General features: G+C 69.6%; 17 protein-coding genes. 7 read left to right on the plus strand and 10 right to left on the minus strand.

The genetic code is table 11. The annotated features are described in order from the left end of the window. Positions 1-29 precede the first annotated feature (29 nt). Positions 30-1112, minus strand: a complete 1083-nt coding sequence (locus MC45_RS08200; RefSeq protein WP_156143805.1) for an XRE family transcriptional regulator — start codon at positions 1110-1112, stop codon at positions 30-32. A gap of 278 nt (positions 1113-1390) precedes the next feature. Here MC45_RS08200 and MC45_RS08205 point away from each other — a divergent pair, with 278 nt between their 5' ends. After that, positions 1391-2119 carry a potassium channel family protein gene (locus MC45_RS08205; RefSeq protein WP_052075578.1) on the plus strand — a complete coding sequence of 243 codons (729 nt, stop codon included), beginning with the start codon at positions 1391-1393 and terminating at the stop codon, positions 2117-2119. On the opposite strand, the gene MC45_RS08210 is transcribed toward MC45_RS08205, so the two are convergent. The 6 genes from MC45_RS08210 to MC45_RS08235 form a co-directional block, all read right to left on the minus strand. Next, positions 2116-2649: a GNAT family N-acetyltransferase gene (locus tag MC45_RS08210; RefSeq protein WP_038666908.1), complete on the minus strand. Its 534-nt coding sequence runs from the start codon at positions 2647-2649 to the stop codon at positions 2116-2118. The two genes, MC45_RS08205 and MC45_RS08210, sit on opposite strands and share 4 nt — an antisense overlap. Continuing rightward, complete coding sequence (locus MC45_RS08215; RefSeq protein ID WP_038661706.1) at positions 2646-3221, minus strand: 4'-phosphopantetheinyl transferase family protein; 576 nt, start codon at positions 3219-3221, stop codon at positions 2646-2648. Before MC45_RS08215 ends, MC45_RS08210 begins: the two co-directional genes overlap by 4 nt. Next, positions 3218-7225 (minus strand): Pls/PosA family non-ribosomal peptide synthetase, encoded by a 4008-nt coding sequence (locus MC45_RS08220; protein ID WP_038661709.1) that lies wholly within the window; start codon positions 7223-7225, stop codon positions 3218-3220. The genes MC45_RS08215 and MC45_RS08220 overlap by 4 nt, the downstream gene beginning before the upstream one ends. Before the next feature lie 53 nt (positions 7226-7278). Continuing rightward, entirely contained in the window at positions 7279-7839 is a 561-nt protein-coding gene (locus MC45_RS08225) for a DUF4337 domain-containing protein (RefSeq protein ID WP_038661712.1), read from the minus strand. Then, positions 7836-8288: a DUF2721 domain-containing protein gene (locus MC45_RS08230; RefSeq protein ID WP_245640885.1), complete on the minus strand. Its 453-nt coding sequence runs from the start codon at positions 8286-8288 to the stop codon at positions 7836-7838. The genes MC45_RS08225 and MC45_RS08230 overlap by 4 nt, the downstream gene beginning before the upstream one ends. A 202-nt stretch (positions 8289-8490) precedes the next feature. Beyond that, positions 8491-9480, minus strand: a complete 990-nt coding sequence (locus MC45_RS08235; protein WP_038661714.1) for a DUF6607 family protein — start codon at positions 9478-9480, stop codon at positions 8491-8493. Positions 9481-9614: 134 nt separating this feature from the next. Between MC45_RS08235 and MC45_RS08240 the strand changes: the two genes are divergently transcribed. From MC45_RS08240 to MC45_RS08265, 6 genes are all read left to right on the plus strand, one after another. Further along, positions 9615-11036 carry a M20/M25/M40 family metallo-hydrolase gene (locus tag MC45_RS08240; protein WP_038661717.1) on the plus strand — a complete coding sequence of 474 codons (1422 nt, stop codon included), beginning with the start codon at positions 9615-9617 and terminating at the stop codon, positions 11034-11036. Positions 11037-11123: 87 nt separating this feature from the next. Next, on the plus strand, positions 11124-13661 hold the full coding sequence (locus tag MC45_RS08245) for an ATP-binding protein (RefSeq protein ID WP_245640886.1): 2538 nt from the start codon (positions 11124-11126) through the stop codon (positions 13659-13661). Between the two features lie 106 nt (positions 13662-13767). Continuing rightward, a complete protein-coding gene (locus MC45_RS08250; RefSeq protein WP_038661720.1) occupies positions 13768-14754 on the plus strand; it encodes an aldo/keto reductase in 987 nt (328 codons plus the stop codon). Then, positions 14751-15590, plus strand: a complete 840-nt coding sequence (locus MC45_RS08255) for an SDR family NAD(P)-dependent oxidoreductase (RefSeq protein WP_038661723.1) — start codon at positions 14751-14753, stop codon at positions 15588-15590. The genes MC45_RS08250 and MC45_RS08255 overlap by 4 nt, the downstream gene beginning before the upstream one ends. Continuing rightward, a complete protein-coding gene (locus MC45_RS08260) occupies positions 15587-16450 on the plus strand; it encodes an NAD(P)-dependent oxidoreductase (RefSeq protein WP_038661726.1) in 864 nt (287 codons plus the stop codon). Before MC45_RS08255 ends, MC45_RS08260 begins: the two co-directional genes overlap by 4 nt. Before the next feature lie 38 nt (positions 16451-16488). After that, the gene (locus tag MC45_RS08265) at positions 16489-17487 is read left to right on the plus strand and encodes an EthD domain-containing protein (protein ID WP_052075579.1); all 999 of its coding nucleotides are present in this window, start codon (positions 16489-16491) and stop codon (positions 17485-17487) included. Positions 17488-17728: 241 nt separating this feature from the next. Here MC45_RS08265 and MC45_RS08270 read toward each other — a convergent pair whose 3' ends face one another. The 3 genes from MC45_RS08270 to MC45_RS08280 form a co-directional block, all read right to left on the minus strand. Next, a complete protein-coding gene (locus MC45_RS08270) occupies positions 17729-19339 on the minus strand; it encodes an FAD-dependent oxidoreductase (RefSeq protein WP_038661729.1) in 1611 nt (536 codons plus the stop codon). Between the two features lie 75 nt (positions 19340-19414). Beyond that, positions 19415-20410: a ribosome small subunit-dependent GTPase A gene (rsgA, locus tag MC45_RS08275; protein WP_038661732.1), complete on the minus strand. Its 996-nt coding sequence runs from the start codon at positions 20408-20410 to the stop codon at positions 19415-19417. A 97-nt stretch (positions 20411-20507) separates the two neighbouring features. Continuing rightward, positions 20508-21311, minus strand: a complete 804-nt coding sequence (locus tag MC45_RS08280; protein ID WP_218916706.1) for a hypothetical protein — start codon at positions 21309-21311, stop codon at positions 20508-20510. Positions 21312-21428: the final 117 nt, after the last annotated feature.

The raw sequence follows: 21428 nt of genomic DNA on the forward strand, positions 1-21428 counted from the left end.
GTCCTATCCCGTGCCGGATTGTGGTGGCGTCAGTCGAGCAGCACCGCGACGACGGTACCGACGTCGGCGGCGTCGAGCGTGTCGAGCTCGATCTCGCGGTCGGGATTGACGCTGTAGCCGATCATCCGGCCTTGGCGATCGAAAGTGACGACCAGCAGGCGCAGCCCGCCCGCCTCGCGCACGACGGCGAGCCCGCCGGAGGATGGGAAGCGGTCCGGATCGACCACCACGATCGCATGCGCGGGCAGCGCCGGCCCCAACGTCGCCCGGCAGACGCGCAGGCCGTAGCTGTTGAGCTGGGCATGGCGCGGCGCCTCGACGGTGCGGCCGACCGGCACGCGCTCGACCAGTCCGTCGGCGAGCGGCGCGCCGAACACCGGCACCAATCGCACCGTCGCGGTCTCGGACCGTTCGATCGCGGCAAGGACGGCGGCGTCCACCCCGTCCGGCGACGTCGCGGCGGACGCGACGCGCGGCGGTTGCGCGGCCTTGACGCGGATCGCCGCCGGCTGCGCGGGATCGTGCAATTCCTCGCGCAACAGCGCGACGCGGGCGCGCGTCTTCTCGATCCGCGCCGCGCTGCTCGCCGCGGCGGGCAGATAGGCGCGCAGCGTGCCATCGGTATCGGCCCGCGCGACATGCGCGCGCAGGCTCTCCGCATCCGTGACGTCGAGCAACTGGCAGACCGCACGCACGGTCTGCGCGTTCCAGCGGCCGAGCGGCTTGTAGCCGTTCTCCAGCCGCGACAGGATCACCGGCGCGATGCCGAAGCGGCGTTCGACGTTGACGATCGACAGCGACCGATCGGCATCGCGCCGCGCGCGGATCGCCGCGGCGAGCAGCACCGCAAAGCGATCCTCGGCGATCTCCTCGTCGGTCAGGTCCTGCAATTCCGTCGCCCATGCGGCGATGTCGAACGCCGGATCGTCGATATCGAGCAACAGATCCTCGGGCGCGACGCGCATCGCCATCGCAATGCTGCGCAACTCGCTGGCCTTGGCGACGACCTCGCCGCGTTCGATCTTGGAGAGGCGGACATAGGGGATGTCCGGCAATACGGCCGACAATCCGAGCAGCCTGGCGAAGCCCTGTTGCTTGCGTAATTCGCGCACGGCATTGGGGAAGACGATCGAGCGATAGCGGTCGATATCCGGACCGTCAGCGCTAACCCCTTGTGCTGCCCCGGCTTCTTGCTCTCGGACACTGTCTGCGTGGCTCATCGGCGCAGCTTGTGCCCGAATGTGTGCGCTCTGTCGATCAGCGCTCACGGCCATTCCGGTGCGATTCCCGTATGATCGGACACGGCAAACCGCGGCGCCCGATCATCAACCCGCGGTTCAGCCTGCCACGCCTAGCGCGACGGTGCTGCCGGAGACGAGGATGCGCGACCATGCCGACGAAGCCGACGCACGCCGCAACGATGAGCGCGGCGGCGGATCGCGACCGGCGGATCGATCACAGCCTGTCGGCGCTGCTCGTCCTGCAAGGCGTCACATTGTTCGTGGTCGTGCCGATGGCGCAGGGCTGGTCGTCCGGCCGCAGCCTGCTCGACGCCTGCCACCTCGCCTTCGCTTTCATCTGCGTCACCGTCTTCACCCGGAACCGGCTGTGGCGGGTGCTGCTGATCGTGTCGATCGCGTTGCTGACCGCATGGCCGGCATTCGGGCGGGTGGTGTCCGCCTCGCTCCAGCTCGACGCCACCGAGCAGCACGAGGCGATCGCGCTGGTCGCCTTCCTGTTCAACGTCGCGGTGACTGCGGTGGTCGCGCCGCACGTCTTCGCCGCGGGGCGGGTGACCGCGCATCGCATTCGCGGCGCGGTGCTGCTCTATCTCAACGTCTCGGCGTTGTTCGCGATCGCCTATGGCGCGATCCAGATGCATGCGCCGGGCGCCTTCGGCGGTAGCGGGTTCGATCCGCACAGCGCGACCAGCGCGAATGCCGCTTTCACCTATTTCAGCTTGGCGACGATCACCACCACCGGCTTCGGCGACATCGTGCCGGTGGCGCCATTGGCACGCAGCCTCGCCAATCTGGAATCGGTGATCGGCCAGCTCTTCCCGGCAACGCTGCTCGCGCGACTGGTCGCGCTGCATCTGGCGCATGAGGACCGCGGCTAGCGCCGTGCGACCGCCGCCTCCACCGCCGCCAGCGCGGCACGACGCTGCGCGTCGAGCGCGTCGATCGTCGTCGCGGCGAGATCGAAATGCAGCTCGTGCATCTCCATACCGGAACGATACCCCTCCGGCCAGACCGCGGTCAGCGCGAAGCCGCAGCGGCGGAAGAACGGCGCGACCAGCGGCGAGGTATCGACGGTGACGTAGCGGGTCGGCGGCTCGGCGTGGCGTGCGACGTGCACCAGCCGCTCGAACAGCAGCAGCCGGCCGAGCCCGCAGCGGTGGAAGCGTCGCGCCGCCATCCCCCAATAGAGCAGCGCCTTGTTGTAATGGTCCCAGATCTCATACCCGCCAAACGCCGCCGGGACGCCGTCGACGGTGACGACGAACGCCGGACCGTCGGGCTCGTCGAGCGTCTCCTTAAGCCAGCCGCGATCGCCGGCGCCGAAATATTCGGGCAGGTTGGAATCGAAGATCGCCAGCACCGTCGCCCGATCCGCGGCCTCGTAGCGGCGAACCGCGACCCGGCTCATGCCGCCGCCTGCCACAGCGCGACCGTCTCGATCGCCTCGCCATCGTCACGCGTCCAGCAGCGCGACATTCCCTCGCAGCGGGCGGTGGCGTGCACCGGGTCGATCACCTCGGTCTCGATCGACTCCGGGGCGATGCGGCGCGGTTCGCCGACCAGCTTGGCGTGCGCTTCCTTGATCGTCCAGCGCCGCAGCCAGGCACGCGGCTGAACGAGCGGGTCGAGCCGGCGCAGCGCGCGCCCTTCCCGCTCGGTCAGCATGTCCCACAGGGGCGGCGCATCATCGACCAGTTCGCGATCGACCGCGATCGGCCGGGTGGCGGCACCGATCAGGCAGTGCGTGCCGCGATGCGACAGGCCGACGTACCAGCCCCCGGGGCTCGCGACACGCGGCGCGCCCGCGACGGTGCGCGTCAGCCGCACCTCCTCGACGCGCCGCCGCGCCAGCCGCGCCACCAGCGCCCGCGCGAGGTCCTGCCGCGCCGCCGCATCCCGCGCCGCGGCGCGCCACACCACCGGCGCCGCCCCGTCCCAGTCCAGCGCCGCCAGCGGCCCGTCGTGCCAGTGCGGCGTCATCCGCCAGTCGCGATCCGGGCGGGGCTGCCCTCCCAATTGGTGCCGTCGGGCAGGGTCTCGCCCTTCATCACCACCGAAAGATCGCCCAATTGCGCGTCGGCGCCGATCTCCGCATCGTACAGCACGATCGCCAGCGACCCGATCGTCGCACGGTCGCCGACGCGGATCGGGCCGACCTTCATCACCCGGTCCTCGAACAGATGCGTCTGAAGCCCTGCGAAGTCATTGAGCGCGACGTCGTCGCCGATCGTCACCAGATCGTGCTCGGTGAGGTCGGTGGTGTCGATATAGCAGCGCTTGCCGATTTTCGCCCCCATCAGCCGCAGGTAGACGGCGATCCACGGCGTCCCGCGCAACGGTTCGAGCAGATTGGCGACCGCGAGATTCTCGTAGGTCGCGGTGACCAGCTCGCTGCGCCAGACGAAGGTGCTCCACAGCGGCGCGGTGGTCGCCTTGTAGCGGCCGGCGACCAGCCATTTCAGCGCCAGCACGAAGCCGCCGCAGGCGAGGCAGAAGCCGACGTAGAGGAACGGAAAGGCCAGGCCGATCACCAGCCCGCCGCGTTCGAGATCGTCGAGATCGCCGACCACCGACAGCAACAGGCTGAAGAAGACGAGGAAGGCGGTGAGCGACAAGGTGGTGCGCACCGCCTCGATCGACAGGCGCGTCGCGATCAGGCCGCGCGACGGGTTGAAGCGCGCGCCCTCGTCGAACATCGTCGCGACCTGTCGCACCGGCAGCTTGAACGCGGGCGAGCCGAACCAGGTGCTGCCGCTCTCCATCGCCAGCGCCGGGTCCTCGGGCGGCTTGGAGAGCACGCCGATCAGCACCTCGTCGCCGATCTGCGCGCCGCTCGGCAGCAACGCCGAATTGCCGATGAAGCTGCGCCGACCAATGCGGGTGTGCGCCAGCTCGATCGTGCCGTGGCCGATCCGCGCCGCGCCGAAGATGACCGAATCGGCGATGAAGCTCTCCGCGCCGATCTCGACGAGGTCGGGGACGATCGCGCTGGCGGTGGAGATCTCCGCCCGCCGCCCGACCTTGACGCCCAAGGCGCGATACCAGGGGATGACGTAGAGCGTCGCGAAGATCGGATGCAGCAGCCGCAACGCCAGATCGTTGATCTGCTTGACCAGCCAATAACGCACGTAGAACCAGCTATCGAGCGCATAGGTGGCGGGCGCGACCTTGCCGAGGATCAGCCGCTTCGCCGCGACGGTCAGCACGCACATCATCACGACATAGGTCGTCGCGAGGAATGGCGAGACGAGCACATAGGCGTAGCCGGTGGTCGCCCAGTCCAGCTCGATCAGCGCGATGAGGCCCGGCGCGATCGGCAGGATGGCGATGATCGGCAGCATGAACGCGCCGAGCAGCAGCCCGAGCAGCGGCCCGAGCGGTTCGCGCCCTTCCCGCTGCGGCCGCGCCGGGACGTCGCCGGCGAAGGCCGCGGGCGATCCGGTCCAGCGCTGCCGCGCCGGGATGACCGCATCGGTCGGCAATGCCGACATATCGTCGAGCACCGCATCCTCGCCGAGCGTGGCGTTGCGCCCGACCACCGCCTGCGACCCGACGAACGATCCCGGCGCCAGCGTCACCGTGCCGAGGCGCAGCAGCCCGCGCTCGACCGAACTGGTGGCGAGCACCGCCTGGTCGCTGATGATGGCATCGTCGCCGACCTCGAGCAGATCGGCGGTATCGATGACCCCGGTGCCGATATGGACGCGCGCGCCGATCCTGGCGCCGAGCAGCCGATAATAGCCGCGGATCATCGGCGTGCCCGCCAGATAGGGCGTGGCGGTGACGCCGATGATCCGGCGGATCAGCCACCAGCGGAAATAATAGAAACCCCACAAAGGATAATCGCCCGCCTTGAAGCGGCCCACGATCAGCCATTTGAGCGCGATCGACAGGAACATCGACGCGATCGGCACGATCGTGAAGAACAGGGCACTGAGCACGAGCGCGCTGATCCGGTCGACCCGCCCGGCGAGATGCGTATAGGCGATATAGGGCGAGAACCATTGCAGCCCGGCGAGCGTGTAGATCGGCAGCAGCGCCACCGTCTGCGCCGCGACGCACAGCCGCCGCTTCCACGCCGCGATATGGTGGAAGCTGTCCGCCTGCTGCACCGCGACCGCCGCACTGCCGCCGACGCGCAGCGCCAGCGCGCGGATCGTTGGCGCAGCATAGACGTCCTCGAGCGACAGGCCCTGCAACCCCGGCACCTTGCGCGCGGCGGAGACCAGCCGCGCGGCCTTGAGCGAATGGCCGCCGAGATCCTCGAACAGATCGTCAAGCACCGAGACGGGCTGCGGCGCGAACGCCTCCGCCCAGACGCGGTGCAGCGTCTCCTCCATCGGCGTCGCGGCTGCGACGATCGCGCGATCGGTGGTGACGGTGATCGCCGGCTTGACCAGCGCCTTGCGGTCGACCTTGCCCGAGGCGGGCAGGGTCGGCAGCGCGGCAAGCGTCTGATAGGCGGCGGGGCGCATGTAATTGGGCAGACGTTCGGCGACGAGCGTGCGCAGCCCGGCGAGATCGATCGTCTCGTTGGCGCGCGCGACGAGGAAGGCGGCGAGGAATTCGGCGCCGTCGTCGTCGTTGAACAAGTGCACGACGACCTGCGCGACGCCCGGCCATTCGCCGATCACCGCCTCGATCTCGGCGAGTTCGACGCGGAAGCCGCGGATCTTCACCTGCGTGTCGATGCGGCCGACGAAGTCGATGTCGCCCGCCGCGTCGAGCCGGACGAGATCGCCCGACCGGTAGATCCGCTCGGGACCGCCCGACACCGTGTCGAACGGCGTCATCGTGAACTTCTCGGCGGTGAGGTCGGGCCGGTTGACGTAGCCGACGCCGACGCCGGGGCCGCCGATCACCAGCTCGCCCTCCTGCCCCGCCGGCACCGGCTGCAACGCCCCGTCGACGATCCAGGCGGTATAGCCGGGCAGCGGCTTGCCGATCGTGATCCGTTGGCCGGGCTGCACCTCGGTCCAGGTCGCGGTGACCGAGGTCTCGGTCGGGCCATAGGTGTTGAGCAGCCGCAGCCCCGGCCGGGCGAGCCGCCGCGGCAGGTCGGGCGGACAGGCCTCGCCGCCCATGTTGATGAGGCGCAGCGTCGGTACCGGATGCTCGACCAAAGCGATCAGCGACGGCACGACGTGCCAGATCGTCGCCCCCGCCTCGGCCAGCGCGATCGCGACGTCGGGGCCGCTGGTCGCGAGCGCCTCGGTCGCGACGAGCAGCCGCGCGCCGACGAAGAAGGCGCTCCACATCGTCTCCACCGACATGTCGAAGGCGAGGCTGAAGCCGCCGAACACGACGTCGGCGGGGTCGAGCGCGAGAATCGCACTTTCCGAGCGAACGAGATGGCAGGCGTTGGCGTGGGTGATCATCACCCCCTTCGGCCGCCCGGTCGTGCCCGAGGTATAGATGATATAGGCGAGGTCGTCCGGCACGCTGCCGGTCTGGTCGCGGCCGAGCGGACCGATCGGCTCAGCGGCGAGGTCGCCGAGCTCTGCGTCGATCGCCAGCGTCGCGCCGGCGATCGTCTCGGCGCGGCTGGTCACGGTGAGCGTCAGCGCGGCACCGCTGTCTTCGATGATATAGTCGATCCGGTCCTGCGGATATCCCCAGTCGACCGGCACATAGGCGGCGCCCGCGCGCAGCACGCCGAGGATCGCCATATATTGGTCGAGCCCGCGCGGCAGGCAGAGCACCACCCGGTCGCCGCGGCCGATGCCCATCGCGCGCAGCCGCTGTGCCAGCGCGAGGCTGCGCCGCGCCAGCATGTCGTAGCTCCAGCTGGTGCTGCGGCCATATTCCTCGCTGGCGCCGATCAGCTCCAGCGCAACCGCGCCGCCGCTGCGCCGGCCGGTCGCGTCGAACAGTTCGTGCAGCAGTTCGTCGCGTGCATAAGGCTCTTCGGGGCGCAGCGCCGGGGCGGGCGCGATCGACGCCTGGATGGTGTGATCCGCCGGCGCGATGTCGGGAGTCGTCATAGAATCTGCGTGCATCCCAACGTCTCAATCCTTCGTTACGATCGTAGCGGGTGTCAGAACCACGCGGCGATGCTGAGCGCGACGCCGATCGCCGCGAACAGCCCCGCCCCGCCGAGCAGCCAGCGCCGCCGGGTCAGCGCGCTGATCGAGGCGAGCGCGATGCCGACCTGCAGGAAGGTCATCGCGATCGCCAGCTTGGTATGCGGGCGCAGCGCGCGCCGGGATTCGGCATCCGCCTCTTCCGACCGGCGGTCATACGCTTCCGCCGCCGCACGCAGCGCTTTGCCGCGCCTCGCGTAGCGGGCGGCGTCCGCGGCATAATCGTGCGTCGCGGCCGGTACCAGCACGGCGCTGGTCTCGGCGAGATGGCGCTTGAGATCCTCGGCCTGATAATAGGCCCAATTGTCGGACGCGCGCGCCTTCATCAGCACCGCCTCGTTCTTGTAATAAAGCGCGTCATTCTGTTCGTGGCCGCCGAGGAAGCTGATGATCGCGCCGAGCGTCGCGAGGATCGCCGAAAACAGCGCGATCTTCTGGCCGAGCGGTTCGTGATGCGCGCGTTCCTCGACCGCATCCTCGTGCGCGCCGCGCACCTCCCATTCCTCTTCGCTCATGACCGGTCCGCCGTCCGTGCCGCGCCGACGGCGGCCTCGTCGATATGCTCGCGCACCGCCCGCCCCGACAGGAACACCTCGGTGGCGAAACAGGCGAGCGCGGCGATCGCGGCGACCAGCGCCGCACCGAACAGGCCGAACAATACCGTCGCGGTGCCGGTGTCGCGCAGCACGCCGAAGAAGATCGTCGCCGCCGCGCAACAGGTGAGGCCACCCGCCAGCGCCGCGCTCAGCACCGCCGCGTCGAGCACCTGCGAGCGCAGCCGCAGCCGTGCGAGTTCGGCCGGCGCGCCCTCCCCCTTCGCCTTCAGCGCGTGGATGCGGTCGAGCACCCGCCCGAGCCGCGTCGCGAACACGTTGAGCAACGATCCGACCGCGGTGAGCAGGAAGATCGGCGTGAGGGCGAGCTGGATGACATGCGCGGCACTGTTCAGCGGTTGCGACATCATCGCGATGCGACCCCGTCGCGATCGGAAGCCGCGCGTCGATCCCGCCGCGACACCGCGTCTATCCTCATCCCCGTCATCACCGGCCTCGTCATAACGGACATAACGACCCTGATCTATATTGGTCCCGCTCGTAACGCCGGTCGGCAGGCGATTTCTTGGCGCCGCCGCTTTGCGGCCGTCGCGGTTTCTCCGGCATGAACCATCAGCGCCGCGTCGCGCCGCGGATCAGGTCGCGCGCCTCCTCGCTGGCGGCGGCGGTCGTGGCGTCGCCGTGCACGATATCGTCGGCGAGCAGCATGAGTTGGTGGCCCGTCACCGATCCGCTGTCGGCGACCTCGCCGAGCGCCAGCCCGCCGTCTCGCGCGATCGCCGCATCCCATTCGGCGCGGACGATCGCCCAATAATCGTGGGTCTTCGCCCAATAGTCCTCCGCCGCCGCGACGGGAAAATCACGCGCCGGGACATAGCTGTTGACGACATATTCGTGGACGAAGGTCGCCGGTCGACCGTCCTTGCTGCCGATCTTGGCATTGTCCTGCTCGTGCACCCAGCCGTTCGGCGTCAGGACATGGCGATTGGTGCCGAGATAATGGTCGTAGGGCACGCCGCGCGTCGCATCGCGGCGGGCGAGCGGACGGCGGGTCTCGTCGCTGGTCCAGCGGGTCGCGCCATCGTCGTAGCGCCAGCGACCGATGCCGCCATAGCGGGGGCTGTCGTCGGTCTGCCACACCGTCTGCGACCAGGCGCCGCGCCGTTCCGCCTCGGGCACCGGGCGCAGCGTCCAGCGACCGGGCGCGACATAGGTCAGCACGTGCGCCGGCTGGAACGTCCAGTCCTGCCGCCAATGCTTGATCACCATCGTCTTGCCGTTACCGTCCGCGACGACCAGCAGGTGCTGGAGCACGACGTGATCCGGCGTATCGACGATCGCACGGACCAGTTCGTGCCCGCCGCTGATCTTGGCGGGATAGGGCGTGTAGCCGGCGACGAGCGGCGTCGTCTCGCGCATGTCGAACGTCACCTTGAAGGTCCCGGCCATCGCCAGGATCGCGGCATGATCGCGGGCCTGGTCGCCATAGTCCGCCTGCACCGCCGCCGCCGCAGGCCGCGCCGCGGCGGCATCCGGCCACGCCGCGAATGCGACCACGATTGCCGCGATATGGCTGCTCCGCCGACCACCGATACCGATCATCGCTTTCCCCCTTTTAGATCGGGATCCGTTAATGCGAATCAATAGCGCCGGCAAGATGGACGGGAGATCGCTTTGCCTGTTCCAGCGCGAACGGGATCGTGCATAGTGGGGCCCATCGACACAGGGGGATCGTCATGACGCTGCGCAACCGGATCGTGCTCACCATCGCCGCGCTGAGCGTCCCGATCGCCGCGGCGGCGCAGACCGCCGCCGCCCCGGCCCTGCGCCTCGACCAGCAGCGCTTCCGCGCGCTCTATCAGGAACTCGTCGAGACCGACACGAGCATCACCACCGGCAGCTGCACCGCGCTCGCCGACAAGGTCGAGACGCGGCTGAAGGCGGCGGGCTATGCGGACAGCGCGATCACCCGCTTCGCCGTGCCCGACCACCCCAAGGAGGGTGGCCTCGTCGTGGTGCTGCCGGGTTCGTCGCGCACCGCGAAGCCGATGCTGCTGCTCGGCCACATCGACGTGGTCGTCGCCAAGGCGGAGGATTGGACGCGCGACCCGTATAAGATGGTCGAGGAGAACGGCTATTTCTACGGCCGCGGCACGTCGGACATGAAGGCGATGGACGCGATCTGGATCGATACGCTGATCCGCTTCAAGCAGGACGGCTATCGCCCCAAGCGCACGATCAAGCTGGCGCTGACCTGCGGCGAGGAGACGAGCTGGGCATTCAACGGCGCCAAATGGCTGGCGCAGAACAAGCCCGACCTGATCGCGGCGGAATTCGCGCTCAACGAGGGCGGCGGCGGCCGCTCCGACGGCAAGGGCAATCTGGTCATCGCCAACATCCACGTCGGCGAGAAGGCGGCGGTCAATTACCGGATCGAGGCGACCAATCCGGGCGGGCACAGCTCGGCGCCGGTGCGCGACAATGCGATCTACGAGCTGGCCGATGCGATCGGCAAGGTGCGCGACTACGACTTTCCGGTGCAGATGACCGACACCACCCGCGCCTATTTCCGCATCGCCGGCAAGGCGCGCGGCGACGCGATGGGCGCGGCGATGATGCGGGTCGCCGCCGATCCGACCGACAAAGCGGCGCTCGCGATCGTCGATACCGACAAAAGCTATCATTCGATGCTGCGCACCACCTGCGTCGCGACGCTGCTCGACGGCGGCCATGCCAACAACGCGCTGCCGCAGCGTGCCGGCGCCAACGTCAACTGCCGCATCTTCCCCGGCGTGTCGGCGGAGAGCGTCCGCGTCGCGCTCGAAAAGGTCGTCGCCGACCCGAAGATGACGGTGAAGCAGGTCGACGATCGCGGCCCCGCCGCGGTGCCGCCGCCGCTCGATCCCAGGATCGTCCAGCCCGCTGAACGGCTGCTCGCGCGTTATTATCCCGGCGTGCCGCTCGCGCCGATGATGTCGACCGGCGCGACCGACGGCATCTATCTCGGCGCGATCGGCATCCCCTCTTACGGCCCGCCGGGCCTCTATGGCGATCCCGACGGCAATGGCGCGCACGGGCTCAACGAACGCGCGATCGTCAAGGCGGTCTACACCGGGCGCGACTATCTGTACGATCTGGTCAAGGCCTATGCGGGGTGAACCCGCGCCACATTGTCTCTTCCATCGTGCGGGGGTGCAGGTAAAGGTCTGGCCGATCACGAGAGTCTGCAGGATCCTACCGCCCCGATGTCGGCCTTACCCGCGATGCACCGCACCCCCGACGCCGCGCACGACTTCCTGACCGGCGGCGGCGCCTGCGCCAGGCTGATCGGGGAGCGCGATTGGTCGGCGACGCCGCTCGGCCCGATCGCGACGTGGCCGCAGAGCCTGCGCACCGCGACCGCCATCCTGCTGCGCTCGCCGGTGCCGATCGTGATGCTGTGGGGCGAGGCCGGCGTCATGCTCTACAACGACGCCTATTCGGCGTTCGCCGGCGGCCGCCATCCCGAATTGCTCGGCTCGGAGGTGCGGCTGGGCTGGCCGGAGGTCGCCGACTTCAACGACAACGTCATGAAGGTCGGCCTCGCCGGCGGCACGCTCCACTATCACGACCAGGAGCTGACGCTGTACCGCCACGGCCGGCCCGAGCAGGTCTGGATGGACCTCGATTATTCGCCGGTGCTCGACGAGAGCGGGACGCCCGGCGGCGTCATCTGCATCCTCGCCGAAACCACCGAGCGCGTCGCGAGCGAGCGGCGCACCGCCTTCCTGCTGGCGCTTGCCGACGCGCTGCGTCCGCTGGACACACCCGATGCCATCACCCGCCTCGCCGCCGAACGGCTCGGCGAGCGGCTCGACGCCAGCCGCGTCTTCTATGCCGAGATCGTCGACGGCCGGATGACGGTCGCCTGCGACCATGCGCGCGGCGTCGCCTCGATCGTCGGCGATCATTCGCTCGAGGCCTTCGGTCCCGATCTGCTCGGCGCCTATCGGATCGGCACGCCCGTCGTGGTGCGCGACGTCGGCAGCGACCACCGGCTGGGCGCCGAGGCACGCACCGGCCTGACCGAGCGGCAGGTCGGCGCCTTCATCGACGTCATCCTGTTCGAGGGGACCGGCCGGGTCGGGCTGCTCGCCGTCCAGTCGGCGACGCCGCGGGTCTGGACGGCGGCCGAGGAAAGCCTTGTCCAGGAGGTCGGCGAGCGGGTCAAGACCGCGGTCGAGCGCGCCCGCGCCGAGGAAGGCCTGCGCCGGCTCAACGAGACGCTCGAGGAGCAGATCGCGCTGCGCTCGGCGGAGCGCGACCGGTTGTGGACCCTGTCGCAGGACATGCTGGCGCGCGCCGATTACGCCGGGATGATGTCGGCGGTCAGCCCGGCCTGGTCGCGCCTGCTCGGCTGGACCGAGGCGGAGCTGCTCGCCCGCGGCTATGCCAGCTTCATGCATCCCGACGATCAGGCGCATACGCTGGCGGCGATCGGCCGGATGGCCGAGACGCGGCGACCGACCCGCTTCGAGAACCGCATCGCGACCCGCGACGGCGGCTGGAAGGATATCGAATGGACCGTCGCGCCCGAGGCGGACGGGGTCAATTTCGTCGCGGTCGGCCGCGATCTCAGCGACAGCAAGGCGCGCGAGGCGGATCTCGAGGTCGCGCGCGAGGCGCTGCGGCAGAGCCAGAAGATGGAGGCGATGGGCAGCCTGACCGGCGGCGTCGCCCATGATTTCAACAATCTGCTCACCCCGATCGTCGGGTCGCTCGACATGCTGGTCCGCAAGGGCATCGGCAGCGATCGCGAGCAGCGGCTGATCGGCGGCGCGCTGCAATCCGCCGAACGCGCCAAGACGCTGGTCCAGCGCCTGCTCGCCTTCGCACGCCGCCAGCCGTTGCAGCCGACCGCGGTCGACGTCGCGCGCGTGGTCGACAGCATGACCGGGCTGATCGGCTCGACGCTCGGCCCGATGATCGAGGTGCGCGTCGATATCGCCGATCTGCCTCCGGCCAAGGCCGATCTGAACCAGCTCGAAATGGCCCTGCTCAATCTCGCGGTGAATGCGCGCGATGCGATGCCCGACGGCGGCGCACTGACCATTTCCGCGCGGCGGGAAAGCGTGCGCGAGCGCGACGTGCGCGGGCTGGCGCGCGGCCATTACGTGCGGCTCAGCGTCCGCGATACCGGCGTCGGCATGGATGCCGAGACGCAGCGGCGCGCGATCGAGCCGTTCTTCTCGACCAAGGGCGTCGGCAAGGGCACCGGCCTCGGGCTGTCGATGGTCCACGGCCTCGCCGCGCAGCTCGGCGGCGGGCTGACCATCGAGAGCGCGCCGGGTCAGGGCACGACGATGAGCCTGTGGCTGCCGATCAGCGCGATCGCGGTCAACCGGGAGGATGCGTCCGCCGAGTTCCTCCCCGCCGCCCAGGGCCTGGGGACCGCGCTGCTGATCGACGACGAGGAGCTGGTCCGGCTGAGTACCGCCGACATGCTCGCCGACATGAGCTATGTGGTGGTCGAGGCCGCCTCCGCCGAGGAGGCGTTGCAGTTGCTCGATGCTGGCCTGACGCCCGACATCGTCGTCACCGATCATCTGATGTCGGGGATGAGCGGCGCGCAGCTCGCGCGCGCGCTCAGGCACAGCCATCCCGGCCTGCCGGTACTGATCGTCTCGGGCTATGCCGAGGAGGACGGGATCGATGCCGCCATTCCCCGCCTGACCAAGCCGTTCCGCAACGCCGAACTGGCCGCCAGCCTGTCGGCGCTGACCGCCTCCGCGCTCGGCGGCTGACCCGGCGGTCGCGCGTTGCGACGGCGCGTGCGCCCGATCGCACGACGCGGGGAACATGGCCGCGCCTCATCCGCTGTGGGGGCTCCCCAGGTTAGGATGTTCGGCAATGGAAATGCGCAAGCTCGGCTCGCAAGGGCTCGAAGTCTCCGCCCTCGGCCTCGGCTGCATGGGCATGTCCGAATTCTACGCCGGTCGCGATGACGAAGAATCGGCGGCGACGATCCACCGCGCGATCGACCTCGGCCTCACCTTCCTCGACACCGCCGACATGTACGGCGTCGGTCGCAACGAGGAACTGGTCGGCCGCGTGGTGCGTGAGCGGCGTGAATGGGTCGTGGTCGCGACCAAATTCGGCAACGTCCGCGGCGCCGACGGCAGCTTCCAGGGGATCAGCGGTCGCCCCGATTATGTCCGCCAGGCGTGCGACGCGAGCCTGCAGCGCACCGGGCTGGACGTGATCGATCTCTATTACCAGCACCGCGTCGATCCCGACGTGCCGATCGAGGAGACGGTCGGCGCGATGGCCGAGCTGGTGAGCGCGGGCAAGGTCAAGTATCTCGGCCTGTCGGAAGCCGCGCCCGAGACGATCCGCCGCGCGCATGCGGTGCATCCGATCACCGCCTTGCAGACCGAATATTCGCTGTGGACGCGCGATCCCGAGGAGGCGATCCTGCCGACGGTGCGCGAGCTCGGCATCGGCTTCGTCCCGTACAGCCCGCTCGGCCGCGGCTTCCTGACCGGCCAGTTCCGCCGCCCGGAGGATATTCCCGCCGACGATTATCGCCGCGACAATCCACGCTTTCAGGGCGACGCCTTCGCCAGCAACCTCGCGCTGGTGACGGAGATCGAGACGATGGCGCAGGAGAAGGGCTGCACCGCCGCGCAGCTCGCGCTCGCATGGGTGCTGGCGCAGGGCGACGATATCGTGCCGATCCCCGGCACCAAGCGCCGCCGCTATCTGGAAGACAATATCGGCGCGCTCGACGTGACGCTGACCGACGATGACCGCGCGCGGATCGACCGCATCCTGCCGCCGGGCGCGGCGACCGGCACGCGCTATGCCGCGCCGCAGATGGCGTCGCTCGGCCGATGAGCGCCGCGGCAGCCGCCTTCGCACCCGGAACGGTCGCAGTGATTACCGGCGCGGCGGGCGGGATCGGCCTTGCCGCCGCCCGGCGCTTCGCCCGCGAGGGCATGCGGACATGCCTCGTCGATCGCGAACGGGATGCGCTCGACGCGGCGGTGGCGACCATCCCCGGCGATACGGTAGGCATCGCCTGCGACGTATCCGATCGGCAGGCGGTCGAGGCACTGGCGGCGGACGTCGCCGCGCGGTTCGGCGCGGTGTCGGTGCTGATGAACAATGCCGGGGTCGGCGGCGGCGGCGATACGCTGTCCGACCGCGATGGCTGGGACCGGTTGCTCGGCGTCAATCTGTTCGGCGTGCTCAACGGTGTGCAGGCATTCGTCCCGGCGATGATCGCGCACGGCGGGCCGGCGCTGGTGATCAACACCGGCTCGAAACAGGGCATCACCCAGCCGCCGGGCGACACCGCCTACAACGTCAGCAAAGCGGCGGTGAAGGCGCTGACCGAAGGCCTCGCGCATACGTTGCGCACGCAGACCGGCGACCGCGTCGCCGCGCATCTGCTCGTGCCCGGCTTCACCTGGACCGGCATGACCGCGCGCGGCCGCGGCGACCAGCCGCCCGGCGCCTGGTCGCCCGATCAGGTGGTGGACTTCATGATGGCCGGCATCGCCGCCGGCGATTTCTACCTGATCTGCCCGGACAATGAGACGACGCCCGAACAGGACCGGCTCCGGATCGCCTGGGCGGCGGGTGACCTGATCGAGAACCGCCCGGCGCTGTCGCGCTGGCACCCCGATCACGCCGCGGCCTTCGCGGCCTATATGGAGGACGGACGATGAAGGTCGGTTTCATCGGACTGGGCCGGATGGGCGCCGCCATGGCGCAGAATCTCGTCGCCGCGGGGCACGAGGTCACGGTGTGGAATCGCTCGCCCGACAAGGCCGGGCCGCTGGTCGCCGCGGGCGCGACGCTGGCCGCCAGCCCGGTCGAGGCGGCGCAGGGCGAGGTCGTGATGTCGATGCTCGCCGACGACCATGCGCTGGCGGCGGTGACCTTCGGTGCCGACGGAATCACCGGCGGCCCGGCGCTGCACGTCTCGCACAGCACGATCGGCGTCGCGATGGCCGAGCGGCTCGCCGCGGAGCCGGGCGCCGGCGGCTTCGTCTCGGCGCCCGTCTTCGGCCGCCCCGCCGCCGCCGAGGCCGCGCACTTGTTCGTCGTCGCGGCCGGCGCGACGGCGCATCTCGACCGCTGCGCGCCCTTGTTCGAGGCGATCGGCCAGCGCACCTTTCGCGTCGGCGATACGCCATCTGCTGCCAATCTTGTCAAACTCTCGGGCAACTTCATGATCATGGCCGCGGTCGAGGCGATGGCGGAGGCGATGACGCTGGCCGACAAGGGCGGCGTCGATCGCCGCACCCTGCTCGACGTGCTGACCGGCACGTTGTTCGATGCGCCGATCTACAAGACCTATGGCGACTTCCTCGTCGAGGATCGCTTCCGCCCCGCCGGCTTCACCGCGCCGCTCGGCCTCAAGGACATGGGGCTGGTCGATGCCGCGGCGACCGCGTCGCGCGTGCCGATGCCGCTGCTCGGCATCGTCCGCGACCATCTGCGCAGCGCGATCGCCACCGAAGGCGAGGACGTTGACTGGGCCGCTGCCGGGCTGGCGGTGCGCCGCGGCGCTGGACTGTCCTGACGCCGCCGCCTTCACCCGATCCCGATCCGGAGACGTTCATGTCCATCGATTTCGACCGTAGCGACGCGCTGCACCGCCCACCCCTGGGCCAGACGCATGCGCCGACCGGCAAGCCGCTGATCGTCACCCCGACCTTCGTCAGCCGCGTCGATGATACCGCCCGCGGCGACCGTCCGCAGGATGCGGGCTCGGCGAAGAGCCGTCACGGGCACGAGGTGCATCTGCCCAATTGGCGCCCGCACGCGCTGGCGCTGGAGAGCGACCCCAATCTTGCGTTCGAACATTGGGACGAATATTGGCGCAAGGTCCACGGCCCGAAATTCGCCTGGGACGAGCCGGGCAGCTCGTCGGAGCGCGTCCTACGCTACGACCAGATCCACCGCGTCGCGAGCGGCCCCTCCTCCGCCTTCCCGCCGCCCTATCGCGCGATGGTCGACGAGAACGGCCTGCTGCCCGCCGATCCCTGGCAGCGGGTGCCCGCCTTCGTCCGCCCGCGCTGGGACGGCCTCGCCTATATTGCTTATGCCGAGGAGGCCGACATCGCGCGCACGCTCGATCAGGACAAATTTGCCAAGCGGATCATCGCCGACGAACAGACCGCCTTCCGCATGGTGACGCGCGAGATCACCCGCGAATATATCCTGATCCCCAGCGAACGGCATCGCGACGCGGTCAGCCTGGTCAAGATCCACATGCGCCGCCCCGATCTGTCGCGCGAGGCGTTCCAGGAGCGGCTGCTGCGCGAGCATGCGCGGCTGGTGATGGCGCAGCCGGCGACGGGCGAATTCGTCCGCCGCTATGCGCAGCTCCATAACATCGGCTCGACGCAGAAGGACCCGGAGGGCAGTAAGATCGATGCGGTGTCGATCTTCGCCTTCGCCTCGATGAACGACGTCGAGGATTTCCTGGCGAGCAAGGATGGCGCGACGATCGCCGCGGCGGAGGCCGATCTGCTCGGCGAAGGCTCGGAATATTGGACGGCGATCAACTACAGCGTCATCAACCGCCTCCACCCGGAGCGCGCCACGGAGTTCTGACCCGCCACCGGCGAGCGGAAATATGGATATCGACGTTCATATTGGTCCCCGCATTCCAAGCTCACCCCGTCACCCCGGACTAGTTCCGGGGTCCACTCCGCGGCGAGGAGACAGGCTTGAGATGCTGCCGTTCTCTTGCGGACCGGTGGACCCCGGAACCAGTCCGGGGTGACGGGCCTGAGAAGGAAACCGATCGAGCCTCACTGCCGCCGCCATATGCGATAGCCTCCCCCGCAGCGGATCAGCGACGGACGTAGTCCCAGACCTTGGAGATGACGACCGAGCCTTCGCCGACCGACGAGGCGACCCGCTTGACCGATCCTGCGCGCACGTCGCCGACGGCATAGATGCCTTGGCGCGACGTGGCGTAGGGCGAGGTGGCGCCGGCGTCCGCGCCGGTCAGCACGAAGCCCTTGTCGTCGAGCGCGACCAGCTCCGCCAGCCAGCCGGTGTTGGGCGCCGCGCCGACCATCACGAACATCGCGCAGGTCTCCAGCCGCCGGTCGCCGGCCTTGTCGCGGATCGTCACCGCCTCCAGCCGGTCGTCGCCGTGCAAGGCGGCGACATGCGCGCCATATTCGATCGTGATCGTCGGATCGGCCTGCAGCCGGCTCGACAGATAGTCCGACATCGACGTCGCGAGACTGTCGCCGCGCACCAGCAGCCGGACGTGCCGCGCGCTGCGGCTGAGGAACATCGCCGCCTGCCCGGCCGAATTGCCGCCGCCGATCACCACCACCTCCGCCTCGCGGCAATAGCGTGCCTCGGTTTCGGTCGCGGCATAATAGACGCCGGCGCCCTCAAGGTCGGCGAGCCGGTCGAGCGGCAGCCGGCGGTATTGCACCCCGGTCGCGACCACCACCGCCGTAGCGCGCACCCGCTCGCCATTGGCGAAGGTCGCGCAGAACTGCGCGTCGGGCAGCGCTTCCAGCGTCGCGACCCGCCGCGGCATCACGAAGCGCGTGCCGAACTTCATCGCCTGCACCTCGCCGCGCCAGACCAGATCGGCGCCGGAGATCCCGGTGGGAAAACCCATGTAATTCTCGATCCGGCTCGACGTGCCCGCCTGCCCGCCGATCGCGCATTCGTCGACGACGAGCGCGCGCAGCCCCTCCGCGCCGGCATAGACCGCCGCCGCGACACCGGCGGGGCCGGCGCCGACGATCAGCAGGTCGAACGCCTCATGCTCGGGCAGGTCGCGGTCCAGCCCGAGCAGCCGCGCGACCTTCTCCGGCGTCGGCTCGGTGACGATCAGGTCGCGCCCGTAGAGCACCACCGGCGTGTCGGCGGGCGTCCCGCAGCTCACCGCCACCCGCGCGGCATCCGCGCTGCCGAGCGGATAGGAGCGGTAGGGCATGCGGTTGCGCGCGGCGAACTCCGCCACCCGCCTGACGTCGCGATCGACCTCCTCGCCGACCAGCACGAGCATGCCCGTCCCCCCGTCTAGCTGCCGCCGGCGCCGCGCCGCCAGCACGGTGATGACGATGTCGGACATTTCGGGGATTTCCGACATCAGCCGCAGCATGTCCTCGCGCGGCACCTCGACGACGCGGGTATCGACGGCGGCGCGCATCGTCATCGACCAGCTGCCCCCCGACAGCAGCGAGATCTCCGCCATGAATTGCGTCGGCCCCAGCGTCGAGGGCACCAGCCGGTCGCCGGTGAACGGATCGACCACCTCGACCTCGCCCGCCTCGACATAGACGAACCGGTCCGCCGGATCGCCGATCGTGGCGAGCAGCTCGCCCTTGCGATAGCAACGCTCGGTGCCGGTCGCGCGGATCGCGCGGACATGGCCCGGCTCCAACGGAATGCGCTGCATCTCGTTGAGATCGCGTCCAATCGTTTCCATCGACCCATTCCCCAATCGCGCCCAAGCTAAGGGCGCCCGCCCGCCACCGCAACGCCGTCGGCGCAGGCTCGCGCGTCAGCGCCGTCGCTTGTAGACCGGAGCCGCATTGGCGCTCTCGGCGGCGGCGAGCAGGCGCCAGCGGTCGAACCGCTCACGGGTCAGCGTGCCCGCCGCGATCGCCGCCCGCACCGCGCACCCCGGCTCGTTGCCGTGCGCGCAATTGGAGAAGCGGCAATCCGCCGCGGCCAGCACGAAATCGTCGAACACCTCGGCGATGCCCTCCGCCGCCTCCGACAATTGCAGCTCGCGCATGCCGGGCAGGTCGAGCAGCCAGCCGCCGTGGTCGAGCCGGTGCATCCGCCGCACCGTCGTCGTGTGGCGGCCGGTGTCGTCATGCGCACGGACCGCCTGGGTGGCGATGCTGTCCGACCCGCGCAGGCTGTTGACCAGGGTCGACTTGCCGACGCCCGACGAGCCGAGGAACGCCACCGTCCGGCCGATCCCGCACCACGCCGCCAGCCGCGCGACCTGCGCCGGCACGCGTCCGTCGACCGTCTCGATCGCCAGATCGGGTTCGATCGCGCGGATCGCCTGGACGAAATCGGCCACCGTCTCGGTCAGGTCGATCTTGGTAAGCACCACGACCGCCTCCACCCCGACGTCGCGGGCGAGGACGAGATAGCGCTCCAGCCGCGCGACGCTGAAATCCTGGTTGCACGAGGCGACGATGAAGACGGTGTCGACGTTGGCCGCGATCATCTGCTCCTTGCGGCCATCGCCCGGCGCGCGCCGCTTGAACAGATTCTTGCGCGCGAGCACGCGGACGGGCAGCAGCGTGTCGTCGGCGATCAGCAGCCAGTCGCCGACGGTCGGATGATCGTCGGTCGGTCTGGCGCCCTGCACGTAGGGAGAGACGAGCCTGTCGACGCCCGCGCCGACGACTTCGACCTGACCGCGATGCACCGCCATCACCCGCACCGCATGGGTCTGCGTCGCCTCCGCGGCCGAGAGCTGGCCGGCGAAATGATCGTCCCAGCCGAGCTCGCGCAATGTCTGATCGGTCGCATTCATAACGTTTGCAGCAGCATCCTTCCCGGCGCGGGCCCCGCATCGATCATGCACGATCCTGCCCGGACCGTCATGCGCCTTCGTCGCCGCGCCCGCGCGATCAATAGGCCACCGACAGCGACCAGGTCACCAGCGGGATCACCGTCCCGGTCTCGCCGTCCGGCCCGCTGAGCGCGGCGAGGCGATCGTCGCGGACCAGCGCCAGCGCCTCCCAGCGCATCGTGCCGTGCGTCGTGCCGAGCAGGAACGGCGCCTCCAGCGCCGCCCCGGCGCTGCCGAACAGGCGGTCGCCGCTCTGCGCACCGTAGAAGCCGCGCCAGCCCGTCCCGACCGCGAGCGGCACACTGAACCGCGGCGCGCGTTCGCCGTTGCCGAGATCGACGCCAGGTTCGATCGCCGCCTGCGCATAGACGCCGCCATCCCCCTTGGTCCGCGTCGTGACGACGAAGGTCGGCGAGATGCTGCCGAAGCCGTCCTTGCCGGCATAGGCCAGCGAGACACTGGCCTCGTGCGTCGTGCCCGATACGTGGTTGGGGCTGGTCTTAATCGTATAGACCGCGGCAGTCCGCAGCCCCTTCAGCGGTGCGAAGACCACAGCGGCGAGGTTGTTGCTCTCATACCAGGCGCGCGGCGTGCGCGTCTCGCTTCGGTTCGGCGCGTGAAAGCCGTTGGAGGAACGCAGCACCAGCCAGCTCGTCGTCTTGCCGTCGGCGCCGCGCGACAGATCGATCGCCGCGCCGACCTGCGCATGGACGGGCAAACGGGCGAGATCGGCGCGATCGTCATCGTAATTGCCGCGCGCGAAATCGCCGTTGCGCGCATCGACGGAAAACATCGGGTGGATCCAGCCGTCGCCCACGTCGGCGCTGCCCAGCGTGGCATCTTCGGTATCGATCGTCGGCACCGATTGTGCGCTCGCGGCTGCACTCGTCAGCCCGGCGCAAACGATCCAGGCACAGCGGCTTGCTCTTCGGAATATCCGTCTCATCATCGGCTGGTAACTGGCAGGATCGGGGTCCGT

Source organism: Sphingomonas taxi, assembly GCF_000764535.1.
Lineage (GTDB): Bacteria > Pseudomonadota > Alphaproteobacteria > Sphingomonadales > Sphingomonadaceae > Sphingomonas > Sphingomonas taxi.

Excerpts from the sequence above, each read along its gene's own strand:
- MC45_RS08205 (WP_052075578.1), top strand. The coding sequence starts at position 1,391 with ATGCCGACGAAGCCGACGCACGCCGCAACGATGAGCGCGGCGGCGGAT.
- MC45_RS08210 (WP_038666908.1), bottom strand. The coding sequence starts at position 2,649 with ATGAGCCGGGTCGCGGTTCGCCGCTACGAGGCCGCGGATCGGGCGACG.
- MC45_RS08215 (WP_038661706.1), bottom strand. The coding sequence starts at position 3,221 with ATGACGCCGCACTGGCACGACGGGCCGCTGGCGGCGCTGGACTGGGAC.
- MC45_RS08220 (WP_038661709.1), bottom strand. The coding sequence starts at position 7,225 with ATGACGACTCCCGACATCGCGCCGGCGGATCACACCATCCAGGCGTCG.
- MC45_RS08225 (WP_038661712.1), bottom strand. The coding sequence starts at position 7,839 with ATGAGCGAAGAGGAATGGGAGGTGCGCGGCGCGCACGAGGATGCGGTC.
- MC45_RS08230 (WP_245640885.1), bottom strand. The coding sequence starts at position 8,288 with ATGATGTCGCAACCGCTGAACAGTGCCGCGCATGTCATCCAGCTCGCC.
- MC45_RS08235 (WP_038661714.1), bottom strand. The coding sequence starts at position 9,480 with ATGATCGGTATCGGTGGTCGGCGGAGCAGCCATATCGCGGCAATCGTG.
- MC45_RS08240 (WP_038661717.1), top strand. The coding sequence starts at position 9,615 with ATGACGCTGCGCAACCGGATCGTGCTCACCATCGCCGCGCTGAGCGTC.
- MC45_RS08245 (WP_245640886.1), top strand. The coding sequence starts at position 11,124 with ATGTCGGCCTTACCCGCGATGCACCGCACCCCCGACGCCGCGCACGAC.
- MC45_RS08250 (WP_038661720.1), top strand. The coding sequence starts at position 13,768 with ATGGAAATGCGCAAGCTCGGCTCGCAAGGGCTCGAAGTCTCCGCCCTC.
- MC45_RS08255 (WP_038661723.1), top strand. The coding sequence starts at position 14,751 with ATGAGCGCCGCGGCAGCCGCCTTCGCACCCGGAACGGTCGCAGTGATT.
- MC45_RS08260 (WP_038661726.1), top strand. The coding sequence starts at position 15,587 with ATGAAGGTCGGTTTCATCGGACTGGGCCGGATGGGCGCCGCCATGGCG.
- MC45_RS08265 (WP_052075579.1), top strand. The coding sequence starts at position 16,489 with ATGTCCATCGATTTCGACCGTAGCGACGCGCTGCACCGCCCACCCCTG.
- MC45_RS08270 (WP_038661729.1), bottom strand. The coding sequence starts at position 19,339 with ATGGAAACGATTGGACGCGATCTCAACGAGATGCAGCGCATTCCGTTG.
- rsgA (WP_038661732.1), bottom strand. The coding sequence starts at position 20,410 with ATGAATGCGACCGATCAGACATTGCGCGAGCTCGGCTGGGACGATCAT.